The organism is Acidovorax sp. CF316, assembly GCF_000276605.1.
Classification (GTDB): domain Bacteria; phylum Pseudomonadota; class Gammaproteobacteria; order Burkholderiales; family Burkholderiaceae_C; genus Acidovorax.
The window spans coordinates 1-18,252 of sequence record NZ_AKJX01000089.1 but is presented as its reverse complement, the minus strand read 5'-3'; the positions used below and the strand labels follow the sequence as shown (position 1 = coordinate 18,252).

The 18,252-nt window shown below is 68.5% G+C and carries 17 protein-coding genes; 13 read left to right on the top strand and 4 right to left on the bottom strand.

Annotated elements, in window-relative coordinates; all coding sequences use genetic code 11:
• Positions 1 to 31: 31 nt before the first annotated feature.
• Together paaI and PMI14_RS07200 are read right to left on the bottom strand one after the other, a co-directional pair.
• The gene (gene paaI / locus PMI14_RS07205) at positions 32 to 496 is read right to left on the bottom strand and encodes a hydroxyphenylacetyl-CoA thioesterase PaaI (RefSeq protein ID WP_007852081.1); all 465 of its coding nucleotides are present in this window, start codon (positions 494 to 496) and stop codon (positions 32 to 34) included.
• A 12-nt stretch (positions 497 to 508) separates the two neighbouring features.
• The gene (locus PMI14_RS07200) at positions 509 to 1,312 is read right to left on the bottom strand and encodes an enoyl-CoA hydratase-related protein (protein WP_007852078.1); all 804 of its coding nucleotides are present in this window, start codon (positions 1,310 to 1,312) and stop codon (positions 509 to 511) included.
• Between the two features lie 143 nt (positions 1,313 to 1,455).
• Here PMI14_RS07200 and paaN point away from each other — a divergent pair, with 143 nt between their 5' ends.
• Positions 1,456 to 3,126, top strand: a complete 1,671-nt coding sequence (gene paaN / locus PMI14_RS07195; protein WP_007852076.1) for a phenylacetic acid degradation protein PaaN — start codon at positions 1,456 to 1,458, stop codon at positions 3,124 to 3,126.
• A 9-nt stretch (positions 3,127 to 3,135) separates the two neighbouring features.
• Here paaN and PMI14_RS07190 read toward each other — a convergent pair whose 3' ends face one another.
• Positions 3,136 to 4,467, bottom strand: a complete 1,332-nt coding sequence (locus PMI14_RS07190) for a sulfatase (protein WP_007852073.1) — start codon at positions 4,465 to 4,467, stop codon at positions 3,136 to 3,138.
• 9 nt (positions 4,468 to 4,476) lie between these two features.
• Positions 4,477 to 5,430 (bottom strand): tripartite tricarboxylate transporter substrate-binding protein, encoded by a 954-nt coding sequence (locus tag PMI14_RS07185; RefSeq protein ID WP_007852064.1) that lies wholly within the window; start codon positions 5,428 to 5,430, stop codon positions 4,477 to 4,479.
• A 78-nt stretch (positions 5,431 to 5,508) separates the two neighbouring features.
• On the opposite strand from PMI14_RS07185, the gene PMI14_RS07180 reads away from it, so the two are divergent.
• From PMI14_RS07180 to PMI14_RS34595, 12 genes are all read left to right on the top strand, one after another.
• Complete coding sequence (locus PMI14_RS07180) at positions 5,509 to 6,054, top strand: MarR family winged helix-turn-helix transcriptional regulator (RefSeq protein WP_007852061.1); 546 nt, start codon at positions 5,509 to 5,511, stop codon at positions 6,052 to 6,054.
• Positions 6,055 to 6,218: 164 nt separating this feature from the next.
• Positions 6,219 to 7,799, top strand: a complete 1,581-nt coding sequence (locus tag PMI14_RS07175) for an MFS transporter (protein WP_007852057.1) — start codon at positions 6,219 to 6,221, stop codon at positions 7,797 to 7,799.
• A 208-nt stretch (positions 7,800 to 8,007) separates the two neighbouring features.
• A complete protein-coding gene (gene hemE, locus PMI14_RS07170) occupies positions 8,008 to 9,123 on the top strand; it encodes a uroporphyrinogen decarboxylase (protein ID WP_007852054.1) in 1,116 nt (371 codons plus the stop codon).
• A 448-nt stretch (positions 9,124 to 9,571) separates the two neighbouring features.
• Positions 9,572 to 10,060 (top strand): hypothetical protein, encoded by a 489-nt coding sequence (locus tag PMI14_RS34760; protein WP_146187901.1) that lies wholly within the window; start codon positions 9,572 to 9,574, stop codon positions 10,058 to 10,060.
• A 485-nt stretch (positions 10,061 to 10,545) separates the two neighbouring features.
• Entirely contained in the window at positions 10,546 to 12,675 is a 2,130-nt protein-coding gene (gene priA / locus PMI14_RS07165; protein WP_035202758.1) for a primosomal protein N', read from the top strand.
• Positions 12,676 to 12,901: 226 nt separating this feature from the next.
• Positions 12,902 to 14,500: a GspE/PulE family protein gene (locus PMI14_RS07160; RefSeq protein ID WP_052024349.1), complete on the top strand. Its 1,599-nt coding sequence runs from the start codon at positions 12,902 to 12,904 to the stop codon at positions 14,498 to 14,500.
• Positions 14,497 to 15,696: a type II secretion system F family protein gene (locus tag PMI14_RS07155; RefSeq protein WP_007852041.1), complete on the top strand. Its 1,200-nt coding sequence runs from the start codon at positions 14,497 to 14,499 to the stop codon at positions 15,694 to 15,696. The genes PMI14_RS07160 and PMI14_RS07155 overlap by 4 nt, the downstream gene beginning before the upstream one ends.
• Positions 15,697 to 15,734: 38 nt before the next feature.
• Positions 15,735 to 16,193: a type II secretion system major pseudopilin GspG gene (gene gspG / locus PMI14_RS07150; protein WP_007852038.1), complete on the top strand. Its 459-nt coding sequence runs from the start codon at positions 15,735 to 15,737 to the stop codon at positions 16,191 to 16,193.
• Positions 16,194 to 16,220: 27 nt separating this feature from the next.
• Positions 16,221 to 16,700, top strand: a complete 480-nt coding sequence (locus PMI14_RS07145; protein WP_007852037.1) for a prepilin-type N-terminal cleavage/methylation domain-containing protein — start codon at positions 16,221 to 16,223, stop codon at positions 16,698 to 16,700.
• Positions 16,701 to 16,704: 4 nt separating this feature from the next.
• A complete protein-coding gene (locus PMI14_RS07140) occupies positions 16,705 to 17,214 on the top strand; it encodes a prepilin-type N-terminal cleavage/methylation domain-containing protein (protein ID WP_035202757.1) in 510 nt (169 codons plus the stop codon).
• Positions 17,211 to 17,855 (top strand): type II secretion system protein J, encoded by a 645-nt coding sequence (locus PMI14_RS07135; RefSeq protein WP_007852035.1) that lies wholly within the window; start codon positions 17,211 to 17,213, stop codon positions 17,853 to 17,855. Before PMI14_RS07140 ends, PMI14_RS07135 begins: the two co-directional genes overlap by 4 nt.
• Positions 17,852 to 18,252, top strand: a 401-nt coding sequence (locus PMI14_RS34595) for a hypothetical protein (protein WP_007852034.1), incomplete at its 3' end; no start/stop codon positions are given. The genes PMI14_RS07135 and PMI14_RS34595, both read left to right, overlap by 4 nt.

The window sequence follows — 18,252 nt, the reverse complement described above, 5'->3', positions numbered from 1 at the left end:
GGATGTCTCCTGTGGGTTCTGGGTAGGGGGGTCAGCGGGCGGCAGCGTCCAGCGGCACGGTGGGCTTGCCCTTCATGCAGTACGAGCGGCCGCGGAACACGGCGATGGCCTCGCCGCGCTGGTTGTGCACGTTCACGTCGTACACGCCGGTGCGGCCGGCCAGCGAGACCTCGGTGGCCACGGCCGTGAGGCGGTCGCCCTCGCGTGCGGGTGCCAGGAAGTCGATGGACAGGCCCGAGGCCACGGTCATCTCGTTGCGCGCATTGCACGAGAAGGCGAACGCCGAGTCGGCCAGCGTGGTGATGAAGCCGCCGTGGCAGATGGCAAAGCCGTTGAGCATGTCGGCACGCACGGTCATCTCGAGCGTCGCCTGCCCTGGTGCGATGGCGGTGATGGCGATGCCCAGGCCCTGCGTGGCGCGGTCGTTGGCGAGCATGCCGGCGCGCACATGCTCGGCGATGGCCTGGGGGTCCATGGCGGTGGTAGAGGAATCCATGGGGCTACTCGATCAGCGGTCTTTGAAGACGGGGGCGCGCTTGCCAATGAAGGCCTCGACGCCCTCGCGGTAGTCGGCCGAGGCGCCCAGCGTGCGCTGCACGGCCGCCTCACGGGCCAGGGCCTGGCCGTAGTCCATCTGCGCGGAGGCATCCATCGCATTGCGCGTGGCCACCAGCGCCTTCACGGGCATGGCGGCCAGGCGCTGGGCCAGGGCCTGGGCTTCGTCCTGCAGGGCCGCATCGTCCACGCAGCGCCAGATCAGGCCCAGGCGCTCGGCATCGGCCGCTGGCAGCTTGTCGCCCAGCAGCGCCAGGCCCAGGGCCTGGGCGCGGCCGACCAGGCGCGGCAGCAGCCAGGTGCCGCCGGTATCGGGGACCAGGCCGATCTTGGTGAAGGCCTGGATGAAGCTGGCCGAGCGCGCAGCCAGCACCAGGTCACAACCCAGCGCCAGGTTGGCGCCCGCGCCGGCGGCCACACCGTTGACGGCGGCCACCACGGGGATGGGCATGCTGCGGATGCGCAGGCACAGGGGGCCGTACAGCTTGTCGATCACCTCGCCCAGGTCCTTGGGCGCGGCGCCCGGCGTGAGGTCGGGCGCCACGGCCGGGTCGGCCAGGTCCTGCCCCGCGCAGAAGGCCCGGCCCGAGCCCGTGAGCACCACGCAGCGCACCTCTGCATTGGCTGCGGCCGCCTCCAGCGCCGCCAGCAGCTGGGCATGCAGCTCGGCCGTGAAGCTGTTGAGCGCGGCGGGCCGGTTGAGCGCCAGCGTTTGCACGGCGCCCGACTGCGTCACGAGGACCAGGGATTCAGACATGGATGCTCCTGCCTATCAAGGTGGGGAAATCTGGTGTTGAGCGATCGCAAACATTATTGACCGACCGTTCGGTAGAGAATAAACTTTCCCGAATCCTGATGCAAGTCAAACCCATCAGGGCAAACCCTAGCGGAGACAATTTGATGCCCTTGTTCGATACCCACCGTGCCCTCCTGGAGGGAGCCCTTGCCGCCCTGGCCACCCGCGGCCACTGGACGCCCTTCCCCGAATCGCCCTCGCCCAAGGTCTATGGCGAGACCGGCCAGGCCGACGGCCAGGCGGCCGTGAATGCCCTGCTGGGCAAGGACTTTGCGCTGCAGCAGCCCGGCGAGCAAGGCCGCCTGGCCACCGAGCGCTCGCCCTACGGCGTGGCGCTGGACGTGCGCTACCCCGATTGCGACGTGCATGCCCTATTGGATGCGGCCCAGGCGGCCGAACCCGCGTGGCAGGCACTGGGCACGCAGGGCCGCACGGGCGTGCTGCTGGAGGCGCTGGTGCGCATACACCGCCGCAGCCACGAGATCGCGCACGCCGTGATGCTGACCACCGGCCAGGGCCCGATGATGGCCTTCCAGGCCGGCGGCCCGCATGCGCAGGACCGTGCACTCGAAGCCATCGCCTACGCCTGGAAGGCCATGGCCGACGTGCCAGGCCAGGCGCTGTGGGACAAGCCCCAGGGCAAGAACCCGTCGCTGGTGATGCAAAAGCATTACGAGATCGTAGGCCGCGGCGTCGCGCTGGTGGTGGGCTGCGCCACCTTCCCCACCTGGAACACCTACCCCGGCCTGTTCGCCGCGCTGGCCACGGGCAACCCGGTCATCGTCAAGCCGCACCCCAATGCCGTGCTGCCGGCCGCGATCTCGGTGAACATCCTGCGCGAGGTGCTGGCCGAGCAGGGGCTGGACCCGAACACCGTGACCCTGGCACTGAGCCCCCGTGCCGAAGACACCCAGGCCCTGGCCACGCACAGCGCGGTGGCCAGCATCGACTTCACGGGCAGCAACCAGTTCGGCCGCTGGCTCATCGACAACGCCCGCCAGGCGCGCGTGTATGCCGAGATGGCCGGCGTGAACACGGTGATCATCGAATCCACCGACCAGTACGCGGCCCTGCTGCGCAACCTGGCGTTCACGCTGTCGCTGTACAGCGGCCAGATGTGCACGACCACGCAGAACCTCCTGGTGCCGCGTAGCGGCATCGCCACCGACGAAGGGCACAAGAGCTTCGAGCAGGTGGGTGCGGACCTGGCCGCCGCCGTGACCGAGCTGGCCTCGAACCCGCGCGTGGCCACCTCGGTGCTGGGCGCCGTGGGCTCGCCCGAGACCGTGGCCCGCATGCAGCAGGCCAGCGGCCAGGGCCGCCTGGTGCTGGCCTCGCGTGCCCTGCCCCACCCCGAGTTCGCGAACGCGCAGATCCACACGCCGGTGATCGTGGCGCTGGAGCAGGCCGACAGCGCCATCTACGGCCAGGAATGCTTCGGCCCCGTGTCCTACCTGGTGGCCACCGACTCGGGCGCCGCCAGCCTGCAGGTGGCCGAGGCCACGCTGCGCGAGCATGGCGCGCTGACGCTGGGCGTGTACTCCACCGACCGCGCCTACATCGACGCCGCCATCGCCCTGGGCCGGCGCACGCGCGTGGCCCTGTCCATCAACCTCACGCAGGGTGTGTTCGTGAACCAATCGGCGTCGTTCTCGGACTACCACGCCACGGGCGGCAACCCGGCCGCCAACGCCAGCTACACCAACCTGGCCTTCGTGGCCGACCGCTTCGTGATCGTGCAGCGGCGCGAACATGTGGCTGCGCCAACTGTCTAGTAGAGAGAGCTACCGCTGCGGCATGTCCTTGACTGAGTAACCAAGGCTGACCGTGGCGTCCTCCGGGATGGCCGGCATGGTGGCGTTCCACGCCTCCCATGCCGCGCGCATCGCGGCCAGGCGCTCGGGATCGACTCCGGCGCGGTTGGCGCGCTCGCGCTCGTCGTCGGCCAGGAGGAACAGGTAGTCGTTGCCATCCACGCGCAGGTACTTCCACTCGCCCAGGCGCATGGCGCGCTGGCCGCGGTGGTTCATGCGCCAGAACAGCGGGCGCTCGCAGTCCCACCCGGCATCGCGCAGCAACGGCATGAGCGAGACGCCATCGAGCGGGTAGTCGGCATCGGCCGGCACGCCGGCCGCATCGAGCATCGTTGCGGACCAGTCCATGGTCATGCAGCTGTGCACGCTCTCGCCCCCCGGCGCGATCACGGCGGGCCAATGGGCGATCCAGGGCACGCGGATGCCGCCCTCGGTCAGGTCCATCTTGCCGCCCACCAGGGGCCAGTTGTCCGAGAAGCGCTCGCCGCCGTTGTCGCTGGTGAAGACTACCAGCGTGTCGCGATCGATGCCATGGCGGGCGAGGGCGGCCATGATGCGGCCGATGCCCTCGTCCATGTGGTGGATCATGCGGCGGTAGGTCTCGATGTTGCCGCCGTGCAGGTGGAACAAATTCTGGCGCACCTCCTCGGCCAGCGCCGCGTCGTCGCGCGTCTCCCAGGGCCAGTGCGGTGCCGTGTAGTGCAGGCTCAGGAAGAAGGGCGTGCCCGCCTGAGCACCGGGCGCCATGCGCTCCACGAAATCGAGCGCGTGGTCGGTGATCAGGTCGGTGAGGTAGCCGTCCTCCTGCTGCTCGGTCTCGCCCAGGTACAGGTCGTGCTGGCCAGCGGAGCTGCAGTGCGTGAAATAGTCCACCCCGCCCGACATGGGGCCGAAGAACTCCTCGTAGCCCGACTGCAGCGGCCCGAAGGCCGGCGGGTAGCCCAGGTGCCACTTGCCCATGAGCGCCGTGCGGTAGCCGCCGGCACGCAGCAGCGAGGGCAGCGTGGGGTGCGAGGGCGGCAGGCCCAGGGTGCTGCTGCCCCGGCTCTTGCTGTTGATGGGCTCCTCGGCCGCGCCGCGCAGGCGGTACTGGTAGCGCGCCGTCATCAGCCCGAAGCGCGTGGGCGAGCACACCGGCGAGTTCGAATAGCCCTGCGTGAGCTTGAGGCCTTGTGCGGCCAGGCCGTCGAGCACGGGCGAGACGGGGCCGAACGCGGCCTCGCGCCCGCCGTAGCAGCCCAGGTCGGCATAGCCCAGGTCGTCGGCGACGATGAAGACGATGTTGGGACGTGTATGGCTCATGAAGCTGCCTCAGGGCTTGAAGCCGGAGCGCTGCACCACGGGTGCCCACTGGGCGCGGTAGGCCTTGAGCATGGCCTCGGTCTGCACCATGCTGCTGGCCACGGGCTCCATCTTGGCGGCCTCGAACTTGCGGCGCGTGTCGGGGTCCTTCATCACTTCGTGGATCAGGCCGGCCAGGCGCTCGGCCTGGGCCTTGGGCATGCTCATGGGCGCGAAGAAGGTGTTCCAGCCCGTGGCGGCCAGGTCCAGGCCGCCTTCCTTGAAGGTGGGGATCTTGGGATCGAGCGGGCTGCGCTTGGCGCTGGACACCGCCAGGATGCGGACCTTGCCCGCCTCGTGCTGGGGCAGCAGGGTGTCGAAGGTGTCGAAGGCCACGGGCACCTGGCCGCCGATCAGGTCGTTGAGCAGCGGGGCCGAGCCGCGGTAGCCGACCACCTCGGCGCTGACCTTGGCGGCATCGCCCACCATGAGCCCGAAGAAGTGCGGCAAGCTGCCCGTGGCGGGCACGCCGAAGTTGGCCTTGTCGGGGTTGGCGCGCAGCCAGGCGATCAGGTGCGGCAGCTCGCGCACGGGCACGGCGGCGGAGACAGCCACGCCGAACTCGTAGCTGTTGACATGGCTCACCGGGCGGAAATCGCGCTCCGCGTCATAGCCCGCGTCGGGGAAAACCAGGGGCGCCACCAGCATCACGGCCGGGTTGGCCAGCAGCAGCGCAGGCTGGTTGGCCGGCGCACTCTTGACGGCCTGGGCCGACAGGCGGCCGCCGGCGCCGGTGCGGTTCTCCACGATCACGGGCGAGCCCAGCTTGGCCTGCAGCTTGTCGGCCACGATGCGGGCCACGCGGTCGCTGGAGCCGCCCGGCGCATAGCCGACGACGATGCGCAGTGGAGCCTCCTGCGCCTGGGCCAGTGCGGCCGATAGCGCCAGCACGGCGGTGAACACGGAGGCGAGGGGTTTCCACATGGCAAGGCTCCCGAATGGATATCGATAGAAGGAATGGCGCACTTTAGAAGGGCCACAATCGATTGATCTAAACAATCCATGCCCGTGTTTACCCTGATGCCCGAACCCGATGACCCGCTGCGGCTGGCCGACCCCGAGGCGGCCCGGCACCTGCTGATGTACCGGCTCAACCGCTTGCTGGCCGTGGCCGGCAGCCTGGTGGTGCGCCTGTGCGAGGGCGGCTACGGCATCACGCGGCGCGAGTGGGGCCTGTTGATGTGGCTGGCCGAGCGACCCGGCATGCCCCCGGCTGAACTGGCCGAGCGCCTGGGCCTGGACCGGGCCCGCACCTCGCGTGCCATCACCTCGCTCCTGGGCAAGAAGCTCATCACGCGCGAAGCCATGCCGGGGGACCGGCGCCAGGCGGTGCTCTCGCTCACCCCGGCTGGCCAGGCGGTGCACGACGCCCTGTTCCCGCAGATCAAGGCGCTCAACCAGGCCCTGCTCACCGGGCTGGATGCCCGTGCCCTCGACACACTCGATGCCAGCCTGGTCCACATGCAGCGCCAGGCCGAGGCCCTGGTGGCCACCCGCACCGACGTGCCGCGCACCTACCGGCTGCGCGGCGGGCGGCACCCGGAGTAGCGGTACGCCCACAGCCGGCCCCATTCCCACACTCCATTGGCCGCCGTACAGGAAAAACGGGCTTTGGCGCACCGCAATGCGTCGGCTGCCGCTATCCTGTGGCAAAGGGTCGCCACACGCCCTGTCTGTCTTCTCTATCTATAGAACCACGCCCCACGCCATCCATGTCCTCATCCACCTCGCTCTGGAGTCCGCTGCGCCAACCTGCTTTCCGGGGCCTGTGGATCTGCGGCGGGGTTTTCTTCATCGGCAGCGGCATGCAGACCATGGCGGCGGCCTGGCTGATGGTGGAGCTGTCGGGCTCGTCCTTCCTGGCCGCGCTGGTGCAGACAGCCGTGTTCATGCCCATGTTTTTGTTGGCGCTGCCGGCCGGTGTGCTGGCCGACACCACCGACCGGCGCCGGCTGATCTCCGGCGCCTTGATCGCGCAGATCGCCGCCTGCAGCCTGTTGGCGGTACTGGTGCTGGCGGGCAAGGGCGGGCCGGCCTCGGTGCTGTTCCTGGTGTTCGTCTGCGGCTGCTGCACGGCGGTGCTCACGCCGGCCTGGAACTCCTCGGTCATCGACCCGGTGCCGCGCGACGAGTGGCCGCAGGCCATCACGGCCGTGAGCATCGCCTACAACGCGGCGCGCGCCGTGGGGCCCACGCTGGCCGGCCTGGTGTTCGCCCAGCTGGGCGCAGGCTGGGTGTTCGCCATCGCGGCCGTCACCACCATGGTGATGTGGGAGTCCATTCGCCGCTGGCCGCCGCGCCCGCATGCGCCCACCCGGCTGCCGGCCGAGCGCCTGTGGGGCGGCACCCTGAGCGGGCTGCGCTTTGCCTGGCATTCGCACATGATTTTGGCGCAGCTGGTGCGCGTGACGGCCTTCAGCGCGGCCGGCTCGGCCCTGTGGGCGCTGCTGCCGGTGATCGCCCAGCGCCAGCTGGGTGCAGGCGCCCAGGGCTTTGGCCTGCTCATGGGCTGCCTGGGCACGGGCGCCGTGGCCGTGGGCCTGGTCATTGGCAAGCTGCGCGCGCGCTTCGGGCTGGAAGTCATCGTCAACGTGGCCTGCGTGGTGTTCGCAGGCGCCATGCTGGTGGCCGCGTTCTCGCACACCGCCATCGTGGTCTATCTGGCGATGATGTTTGGCGGTGCGGCCTGGATGTCGGCGATGTCCACCTTCAACACCGCCACCCAGGCCAGCGCACCGCCCTGGGTGCGCTCGCGCGCCGTGGCCATGCACATGGTGACGGCCCTGGGCGCCTTCGCCATGGGCTCGGCCATCTGGGGGGCTGCCTCGGACATCGTGGGCCTGGCGCCCACGCTGGTAGCCGCCGCGGCCTGCATGGCCGTGGGCCTGCTGCTCGCGCGCCCCATGCCGCTGCGCATGGGCGCCCTGCACGAGGTGACCCAGGCCACGCCCTGGGACGAACTCTTCATCGAGGCCGAACCCCTGCCCGAGGCAGGCCCGGTGGCCGTGGAGGTGAGCTACCGCATCGCCGAAGGCACGGACGCGGCCTTCCTGGACACCATCAGCCGCATGAAGGCCCCGCGCCGGCGCGATGGCGCCACCTTCTGGCGCGTCTACAAGGACCTGGGCGATCCCACCCGCTATGTGGAGCGCTTCATCGTCGAATCCTGGGCCGACTACCTGCACCAGCGCGCCCGCGCCACCATGGCCGACCAGACGCTGGAGACCGAGGTGCGCGCCTTCCTCGCGCCAGGGGAGGTCGTGCGCATGTCGCACTACATCGCGGAGAGATAGCTCCCCCTGAGCCGCTGCGCGTCTTCCCCCTGAGGGGGACGCCTCCGGTGGACCGGCAAAGCCGGATCCACGGTGGCGCTTGCAGGGCCGCGGCCCTGCCCATGAAGGCCTTTGTTGCAGGCCTCCGCGACATCTGCGCAGGCAGCACACCCAACCCCATCTGCTCTGGCGATTCCGTCCAGTTTCCGGGCCCTGCGACAATCGGGGCATGAGCTTCGCCCCCCTTTCCAACGACACCTTCCTGCGCGCCTGCCGTCGCCAGGCCACCGACTACACGCCCCTGTGGCTGATGCGCCAGGCAGGGCGCTACCTGCCCGAGTACAAGGCCACGCGCGCCCAGGCCGGCAGCTTCATGGGCCTGGCCACCAACGTGGATTACGCGACCGAAGTGACGCTGCAGCCGTTGGAGCGCTTTCCGCTCGATGCGGCCATTCTGTTCAGCGACATCCTCACGGTGCCCGATGCCATGGGCCTGGGCCTGTCGTTCGCCGAGGGCGAGGGCCCGCGCTTTGCCAAGGTGGTACGCGACGAGGCCGCGGTGGCCGAACTGGCCGTGCCCGACATGGACAAGCTGCGCTATGTGTTCGACGCCGTGACCAGCATTCGAAAGGCATTGACCGGCCGGGTGCCGCTGATCGGCTTTTCGGGCAGCCCCTGGACGCTGGCCTGCTACATGGTGGAAGGCAAGGGCAGTGACGACTACCGCCTGGTCAAGAGCCTGATGTATGCGCGCCCGGACCTGATGCACCGCATCCTGGCCACCAATGCCGACGCCGTGGCCGCCTACCTGAACGCCCAGATCGACGCGGGCGCCCAGGCGGTGATGATTTTCGACAGCTGGGGCGGCGTGCTGGCCGACGGGGCCTTCCAGGAGTTCAGCCTGGCCTACACGGCGCGGGTGCTGGCCCAGCTCAAGCGCACCGGCGTGGACGGCACCGATGTACCGCGCCTGGTCTTCACCAAGGGCGGCGCCCTGTGGCTGGAAGACATGAAGCCCCTGGACTGCGAGGTGCTGGGCCTGGACTGGACCGCGAACCTGGCGCGCGCCCGGGCCCTGGTGGGTGGCGCCGTGGGCGGCCCGGGCAAGGCCCTGCAGGGCAATATCGACCCGAACGTGCTGTTTGCGCCGCCCGAGCAGATCGCAGCCCAGGCGCGCCGGGTGCTGGACAGCTTCGGCACGCCGCACACCGACCGCAGCACCACCGGCCCCACGCATATCTTCAACCTGGGCCACGGCATCAGCCAGTTCACGCCACCCGAGCATGTGGCGGCGCTGGTGGAAACCGTGCACAGCCATTCACGCAATCAGCGCAGCGCGGGTTGAAAAGCGCTCTCCCGGGTTGCGGGATAGCCTGGGTTGTGCACAGCAGTGGTGCATCTGCAAGAAAATCTATCGGGCCGTCCATTGGACGGCCCTTTTTTTCGGACCGCATGCAAGCCATTGATTTGTATAGGCATTCATGCGCTGCTCTTTTGCTGGGCAATCTACCAGAAGCACGGTTTTTCAAGGGCTGGCAGCCAGAACACAGGGGATATCAACAAAGTTATCCACAGAAATTCTGAATTTCATGAAAAAACTGTGACAGATCAAGCACTTGCGGCGTGAACTGCAAGAATCAGTGGACATCGTCCTACACCGCGGGCACGGGAATGGCGGGCAATGTCCTCTTGACGAACCGCGCGAACTGCACTTATGCACACAAAAGGTAATGCGGCGCAGCAAAAGCCAATGCTGCGGCACTAGCACAAGAAGGTGCAGCAAAAATCCTCAGATGATTGATTCATATGGATTTTTTGACCCTGCCGTTTTGACAGGCATTCTGTCGCAGCCCAGCATCCATGCGGCCTGCGGCGCACTGGAGACAGGATGTCAACAAAGTTATCCACAGATTTCCGGGATGACTTGGCAGGGCGGGGCGGAATCTTCGGCCAGGCGATCCATCGCACCCGTGCGCCAGCACCCGGGTACGCTGGCAAAAAAAAAGTCCAGCCATCTCGTCGGAGGGCATCGAGAGAGCCCCTCGAAGCCCTCCAGCAGGCGGGAAATAGCCGGAGTTGTGCACACTGGCAGCGCATCCTTGAAAAATTCAATCGCGCTGTTTCTGGGGCGCCACTTTATTTTGGCAGCGACGCAAGTGGTTGATTCATATGGATATCCTTCGATTGCACTTTTGGCGGGCAACCTACCGGAAGCACGGTTTTTCAAGGGCTGGCGGGCTGCGCGCAGGGGATATCAACAAAGTTATCCACAGAAATTCTGAACTTCTCGCAAAAGCCTTGCAAAATCAAGCACTTGCGGGCGACATCACAGAAAACACTGCATACCGACTCGATCGGCTAGCACAGAAATGGTGGCCATTCTCCCCTTGACGAACCGGGCAGGCTCGACTTATGCACACAAAACGTGATGCGGCGCAGCAAAAATGCACCCGCCGGCGATTAACACAAAAAAGCCCTCCAAAAATCTTCAGATGATTGATTCATATGGATTTTTTCTCTCTGCTGGATTTACAGGCAGTTTGTTCCAGCCCAGTATCCATGCGGCCTGGGCCACGGTGAAGACAGGATGTCAACAAAGTTATCCACAGATTTGTGGGATGACTTGAAAAAAGCAGCACGATCAGCGACTTAGCGCTGACACCGCCACAGCACATGAAGTAGCACGCGCAACCTCCCCACACCGCGGACAGCCCGAGCCCCCAGGAGGATTGGCGTACGATTCCCGGTTGCCCCTGAACCACCGACCTTGCCGCCTCCATCCACCACCACCGTCCATGTGGCCCTGCACGCCCCCTCGCACAGCGGCGTGGGCGATCTGCTGAGCTATGCCAGCCCCGATCCGCTGCCCCCCGGGACGCTGGTGCGGGTGCCCTTTGGCACCCGCGAGGTACTGGGCGTGGTCTGGGACGCGGAAGAGGCCACCGGCGAGCTGCCCGAAGGCACGACCATGCGCCCCATCGCTGGGGTGCTGGCCGGCGTGGCGCCGCTCGACGCGCCCTGGCGCCGCCTGGTCGGGTTTGCGGCACGCTACTACCAGCGCGCGCTGGGCGAGGTGGCGCTGGCCGCCCTGCCGCCCCAGTTGCGCGACCTGGGCCCTGAGCAGCTGGCCCGGCGCCTGCGCCGCCCGGCATTGCCCGCCGGCGACTCCGGCCAGACCCTGCCCAGCGTGGCCCTGACACCCGAGCAGGAAAGCGCGCGCGCGCAGATCGCCGCCGAAAAAGGCCCGTTCGTGCTGTTCGGCAGCACTGGCAGCGGCAAGACCGAGGTCTACCTGCGCTGCGCGCAGGAGGTGCTGGACGCCGATCCGAGCGCCCAGGCCCTGGTGATGGTGCCCGAGATCAACCTCACCCCCCAGCTCGAAGAGCGCTTCACCGCCCGCTTCGCGCCGCGTTTCGGCGCCCAGGCCGTGGTCTCGTTGCACAGCGGCATGACCAACCCGCAGCGCCTCAAGAGCTGGCTGGCCGCCCACAGCGGCGCGGCGCGCATCGTGCTGGGCACGCGCATGGCGGTGTTCGCCAGCATGCCGGGCCTGCGCCTGATCGTGGTGGACGAGGAACACGACCCCAGCTACAAGCAGCAGGAGGGCGCCCGCTACTCGGCGCGCGACCTGGCCGTGTGGCGCGGGCGCGAGCAGGGCGCCAAGGTGCTGCTGGGCTCGGCCACACCGTCGCTGGAAAGCTGGCACGCCAGCCGCCCGCCCACGCCCGAGGACCCCGAGGGCGGCCGCTACCTGCGCCTGCACATGCCCAGCCGCATCGGCGCCGGGCAGTTGCCGCGGGTGCGCCGGGTGGACATGAACCAGCAGCCCAAGCGCGCGGTGTTCACCGCGCCGCTGCTGGCCGCCATCACCGAGCGCGTGCAGCGCGGCGAACAATGCATGGTCCTCCTCAACCGACGCGGCTATGCCCCCGTGCTGCACTGCGCCGACTGCGGCTGGAAGAGCGACTGCCCCCACTGCAGTGCGCACCAGGTGTTCCACAAGGCCGACCGCACCCTGCGCTGCCACCACTGCGGCTACACCGTGCGCGTGCCGCGCCACTGCCCTACCTGCGGCAGCCCCGACATCCTGTCCATGGGCCGGGGCACCGAGCAGCTCGAGGAGCAGTTGGCCGGCCTGCTGTCCGAGGTGCTGCGGCCCGACGGCTCGCCCGCGCGCATCGCGCGCATCGATGCCGACACCACCAAGGCCAAGGGCGCGCTCGAAAGCCAGCTGGCCCAGGTGCATTCGGGCGAGGTGGACGTGCTGGTGGGCACGCAGATGATCGCCAAGGGCCACGACTTTCGCCGCATCACCCTGGTGGCTGCCGTGCAGCCCGACGGCGCGCTGTTCTCCAGCGACTTCCGCTCGGCCGAGCGGCTGTTCGCACTGCTCATGCAGGCCGGGGGGCGCGCCGGCCGCGACGCGGCCTACATGGCGGCCCAGGGCGGCGCCCCCTGCGAGATGTGGGTGCAGAGTTTCCACCCCACGCATGCCGTGTTCGAGGCGCTGCGCACACACGACTACCCCGCCTTCGCGGCCCAGCAGCTCAAGGAGCGCCAGGAGGCAGGCATGCCCCCCTTCGCCTACCAGGCCCTGGTGCGCGCCGACGCCCGCACCCAAGAGGTGGCCCAGGCCTTCCTGACCGCGGCCAGCGCCGCCGCCCGGGAGCACGGCCTGCCGGGCGTGGACCATGTCACCCTGTACCCGCCCGTGCCGCTGACCATCCAGCGCATCGCCAATGTGGAGCGCGCCCAGATGCTGCTGGAGAGCGAGAGCCGCACGGCCCTGCAACGCTTTCTGGCCGCCTGGCAGCCGGTGCTGCAGGCCACGCGCAGCGATCCGGCCCACAAGGGACTGATCCGCTGGCTGGTGGATGTCGACCCCCTCGCGATCTGACCCCCATTAACACGCACTCATCTTTGTTACGCGCGCCGGCACAAGCCCACCCATGCAGGGGGTGCCCCGCGAAAGGCGAACAAACTACAATGCCGGGTGGTGCCAGAACACCCCCGGCCTGTGGCCGCACGGGCCGTTCAGCGCCCATCCTGCAGGCCATGGGCCGCTGGCAAACCCCTTCCACCCCATGCCCCCCAGTGCCGAACCGGCCATTCCCACAGCAACTATGAGCAGTCTCCCCATCGGCACCGATGACGCCGGCAACCAGGAAGCCGAGCTTCTGGCCCAGTTCGCGCGCAACCTCAAGGTGCCGCTGCTCAACACCATGACGCATGCGCTGCAGGACGTGTCCCCGATCGAGGGCCTGTCGCCAGCCTTTTTGCGCACGAACTCGCTGCTGCCCTTTTCGGTCACGGACGAAGCGGTGCACATCGCCTCCAGCGTGCCCGTGCAGCTGGCCGCGCTCGATGCCCTGAAGCAGTTCTTTTCCGTGCCCACGCGCCTGCACCTGGCGCCGCGCATGTGGATCCACTCCGGCCTGGACCAGGTCTACCGCCCCGAGAACGCCAACCTGGCCGCCTTCGACGACGAGAACGCATCGGGCTCCGAGAACCAGGACGACGACCTCGAAACCCTCAAGGCCCTGGCCGAGGATGCCCCCGTGGTGCGCCTGGTGCAGTCGCTGCTGCTGCGCGCGGTGGAAAGCCGGGCATCCGACCTGCACCTGGAGGTCAGCCAGCAGAAGTTCCGCGTGCGCTACCGCATCGACGGCGTGCTGTTCGACGCCGAATCGCCCCCGCGGCGCATGTACATGGCGTCCATCTCGCACCTGAAGCTGCGCGCCAAGATGAACATCGCCGAGCGCCGCCTGCCCCAGGACGGCCGCATGAAGATGGAAGTCGGTGGCCGCCAGATCGACATGCGCGTCTCCACCGTGCCCACGGTGTACGGCGAGAGCATGGTCATCCGCCTCCTGGACCAGGGCCCCGGCATGATGGGCATGGACTCACTCGGCCTGAACGCCGAGGCGCTGGCCATGCTCGAGGCCGCCATCGTGCAGCCGCACGGCATGATCCTCGTGACCGGCCCCACCGGCAGCGGCAAGACCAGCACGCTGTACGCCTCGCTGGGCCAGGTGAATCTGCCGGGCAACAAGATCATCACCGTGGAAGACCCGGTCGAGTACCAGATCGACGGCATCAACCAGATCCAGGTCAAGTCGCAGATCGACCTGACCTTTGCGAGCGCGCTGCGCTCCATCGTGCGGCAGGACCCGGACATCATCATGGTCGGCGAAATCCGTGACCGTGAGACGGCCGAGATCTCCATCCAGTCCGCCCTCACGGGCCACCTGGTGTTCTCGACCCTGCACACCAACGACTCGTTCGGCGCGCCCCACCGGCTCATGGAGATGGGCGTGGAGAGCTACCTGATCGCCTCCTCGGTGGTACTCATCGTGGCGCAGCGCCTGGTGCGCGTGATCTGCCCGCACTGCCGCGAAAGCACCACGCCCACCTCGGCCGACCTGCTGTTCCTGGCGGAAGAGGGTGTCGAGGCCCACCAGGTGACCGAGCTGTTCCACGGCAAGGGCTGCCACCACTGCGGCCAGTCGGGCTACATCGGCCGCACGGGCATCTACGAGATGCTGCCCATGACCACGGCGATCAAGGAAGCCATCATCCAGAAGATGCCTGCCGAAGGCGTGCGCCGCAAGGCCATCGAGCAAGGGGTGCGCACCATGCGCGCCGACGGCATCAGCAAGGTGCTGGCGGGCATCACCACCCTCGAAGAGCTGGCGCGCGTCACGCGCCAGGAGATGACGTGAGGCCGCGGCCGGGTACCTCAGGGGCCGCCAGCCAGGGGATTGCCGCCGAAGCGGGCATCAGCCCCCCGCCGGCCGACACCGCCCAGCACCTGCCACTGGCGTCCGAGCAGAAGCCGGCTGCGTCCGGCACCGGCTGGACCGCCTCGCTCGGCGGCAGCAAGCGCGTGGGCATCAAGCATGTGCTGGCCATGACCGAGCAGTTGCTGACCCTGCTCGACGCCGGCCTGCCGCTGGACCGGGCACTGCACATCTGCCAGAGCAGCATCGAGCAGCCCTTCTTTCGCGGCGTGATGCAGGCCGTGGTGGTGGACGTGGAAAAGGGCAATTCGCTGGGCGATGCCTTCATGCGCCACCCCTCGGTGTTCCCGCGCCTGTACGTGAACATGGTGCGCGCCGGCGAGGAAGGCGGCGTGCTGCCCGTGGTGATGCAGCGGCTGGTGGAGTTCTACACGCGCAGCATCGAGTTCCGCTCGTTCCTGGTCACCTCGTCGATCTACCCGGTGCTGCTGTTCTTCTTCGGCGTCAGCGCGCTGCTCGGGCTCACGGTGTTCGTGCTGCCCAAGTTCGGCCAGATCTTCACCGACATGCACCAGGAGCTGCCCACAGCGGCGGCCGTGCTGATCGGCACCGGCGAGTTCTTGAAGACCTATGGCCTGTACATCCTGGGGGTGATCGCCGTGGCCCTTACCGGCTTCGTGATGGCCCTGCGCGACGACAAATGGCGCGAGCGCTGGCAACTGCTGCTGCTGCGCATGCCCATCCTGGGGCCCCTGCTGCTCAAGATCCAGCTGGCCCATGTCTGCCGCACCTGGGGAACTCTATTGGCCAGCGGGGTTCCGATACTCACCGGCATGCGCATCGTGCGCGAACTGACCGAGCACATCCCCTTGCGCAAGGCGCTGGACCGGCTGGTGCGCGCTGTGCAGGAAGGCAAAGGCGTGTCGGGCCCGGTGCGCGCCGACCCGTTCTTTCCCCGCCTGCTGGGCCAGTTGGCCGCGGTGGGGGAGGAGTCGGGCGCGCTCGATGCCATGCTCGTGAAGGTGGCCGACCAGTATGAGAAGGACATCCAGAAGGCCACCCGCAACCTGGTGGCGCTGTTCGAGCCCATGATGATCCTGCTGATGGGCGGGCTGATCGGCACCATCGTGGTGTCGATGCTGACCGCCATCTTCTCGATCAACGACATGCCCCTGTAAATGAACAAGTGACGTAGTAAGTAAGTAGGTTTTTTCCAATGCACATGCCCTTCAAGCTCCCCTCCCGCAAGCCCGCGCTGCGCCGCGCAGGCGGCTTCACGCTGATCGAACTGCTGATCGTCATGGTCATCCTGGGCCTGCTGGCCTCGCTGGTCGGCCCGCGCCTGTTCGGCCAGCTCGACGCCTCCAAGGTCAAGGCAGCGCGCACCCAGATCGAGATGCTGGGCGCCGCCATGGACACCTACCGCCTGGACATGTCGCGCTACCCGAGCACCGAGCAGGGCATCGCCGCCCTGTCGGAAAAGCCCGCCGACGCGGCCGAGGCGGCCCGCTGGCGCGGCCCCTACCTCAAGAAGAAGGTGGACAAGGACCCCTGGGGCAACAGCTACGTCTACCGTGCACCGGGCGAGAAGAGCGACTACGAGCTCTCGTCCCTGGGCGCCGACGGCAAGGAAGGCGGCAGCGGGGACGACGCCGACATCCGCAGCTGGGAATAACGCCTTTGGGGCTCCGTGCGGTTGCGCATGAAAAAGACCGCCGGGTTCACGCTGCTTGAGCTGTTGCTGGTGCTGGTGCTGGTCGGCATCGGCACGGGCCTGGCCATGGTCTCGGTGGACCAGTTGGCCGGCCGCGCAGAGGAGCGCCGCTGGCTCGACCGCACGCAGCAGGAGCTCAAGCGCCTGCGCAACCGGGCCGTGCTCGGGGGGGCGCTGGTGGAAGCCACGGTGTACTTTGACTCGGGGCGCATCGCCACGGCGGCCGGCAATGTGCTGGAGCTGCCCGGCAACTACCGCCTCATTGCCAGCCCCGCGGACCGCCCGCGCACGGCGGCCACGGCCACCCGGGCCGAGGACGAAACCCTGCAGCTGCTCTTCTACCCCGATGGCACCGCGCAGGAGGCGGCCTTTCTGGTGCGCACCCCCTCGGGCGTGCAGCAGCAGTTCCGCATGGCCCGCGTCAGCGGACGCATTGAAAGAAAAGATGCCGCGCCGACCGAACAGTAAGCCCGTGCCTGCCCGGCCGCGCGCCCTGCAGCAACACGGCTTCACGCTGCTGGAGGTGCTGGTGGCCATGGTGCTGATCGGCTTCGGCCTGGCGATCGCGTTCACCGCGATCTCGGGCACGGCACGCCTGGACGACAAGATCAACGGCCACACCGCCGCCATGGCGCTGGCCCAGGCCAAACTCGACGAAGCGCTGGCCAGCCCCACCTTCGCCGTGGCCGACGACGCCGTGGACCAGGGCTATGCCGGCACCGATTTCGGCTACCGCGTCCACCTGCGCCCCTTCGAGGCCCTGACCCGCGCGCAGCAGGAGCGGATTCCGGCCTTCCGGCAGAAGCTCGAAGAGGTGGAGGTCGAGGTCTTCTGGGGCCCCAAGGGCAACCAGCAGGTCTACCGCCTGAACAGCTACCGCCTGGCACCGCCCCCGCCGGGTGAGCGCACTGCGGGCGGCTCGGCAGCGCCCACCTCGTCGACCCCGGCGAATCCACAGAACCCCGTGCGGCCCTCGCCATGATGCGCCGCCACCCCACTTCGCACCCCGGCGCCCAGGGCGGCTTTACGCTGCTGGAGCTGATGGTGGCGCTCGCCATCTCGGCCGTGGTGGCGGTGATCGGCGCCTCGGCCATGTCCACGGCGCTCGATTTCTACGGCCGCAACAGCGACCGTGCCCGCTCGCGCGAGGAAGTGCGCGGTGCCGAACGCATCCTGCGCCACGAATGGACGACGCGCGGCATCTCCGTCAAGGGCAGTGCCACCACGCTGGAGTTCGACACCCTGCACCCGGTGATGGGCACGCCCGGTGCGGCCCCGGCCATTGCGCGCGTGGAATATGCCTGCGAAACCGCCGAAGGCAGCAACAGCCTGGCGCTGGTGCACCGCGTGAAAACGCTGCCCCCCGCCACCCCCACGAACACCGGCAACCGACCGACCCCGACCCTGCTCGACACCCAGGTACTGGCCTCGGGCCTGCGCATGTGTGCCTTCTCCTACCTGACCCGCCTGCCCAACCGCGAAGGCAAGCCCATCCCCACCTGGCTGGCCAAGTGGGAGCAACTGCGCCAGCCGCCCGACCTGCTGCGCATGGGACTGTCGGGTGTGCGCGACGACATGCCAGCCCTGGTCTACAAGGCCCGCAGCGAGGCTGGCGCACCATGACCACCCGCACCCTGCAGCCCCTCCGGCCCCCGCAGCGCCGCGCCCACCGGGCCGGCCGCGCCGGCGAACGCGGCTACATCCTGCTGTTTGCGCTGGGCCTGATGGCCGTGGTGACCACGGTGGTGCTGGGCGTCTCGGTCTCGCTGCGCCTGGATGCGCAGTTGCTCGCCCGCGAAAAGGAGGCATTGCAGGAAGCCTATGTGCTGCAGTCTGCCGCCGCCTACACCGCCCTGCAGCTGGGCATCGCCTCGGCGGTGGCGGGTGCCAACCCACCCCTGCCCGAAGAGGTGCGCCGCAACTGGCCCCTGTGGCGCCTGCCGGAGCCCGGCGCTCCGCCCGCGACCGCTCCTGGCACCGCCCCCTCTGCCCGGGGGGTGGCCGCGGCGGCTGCCGCCGG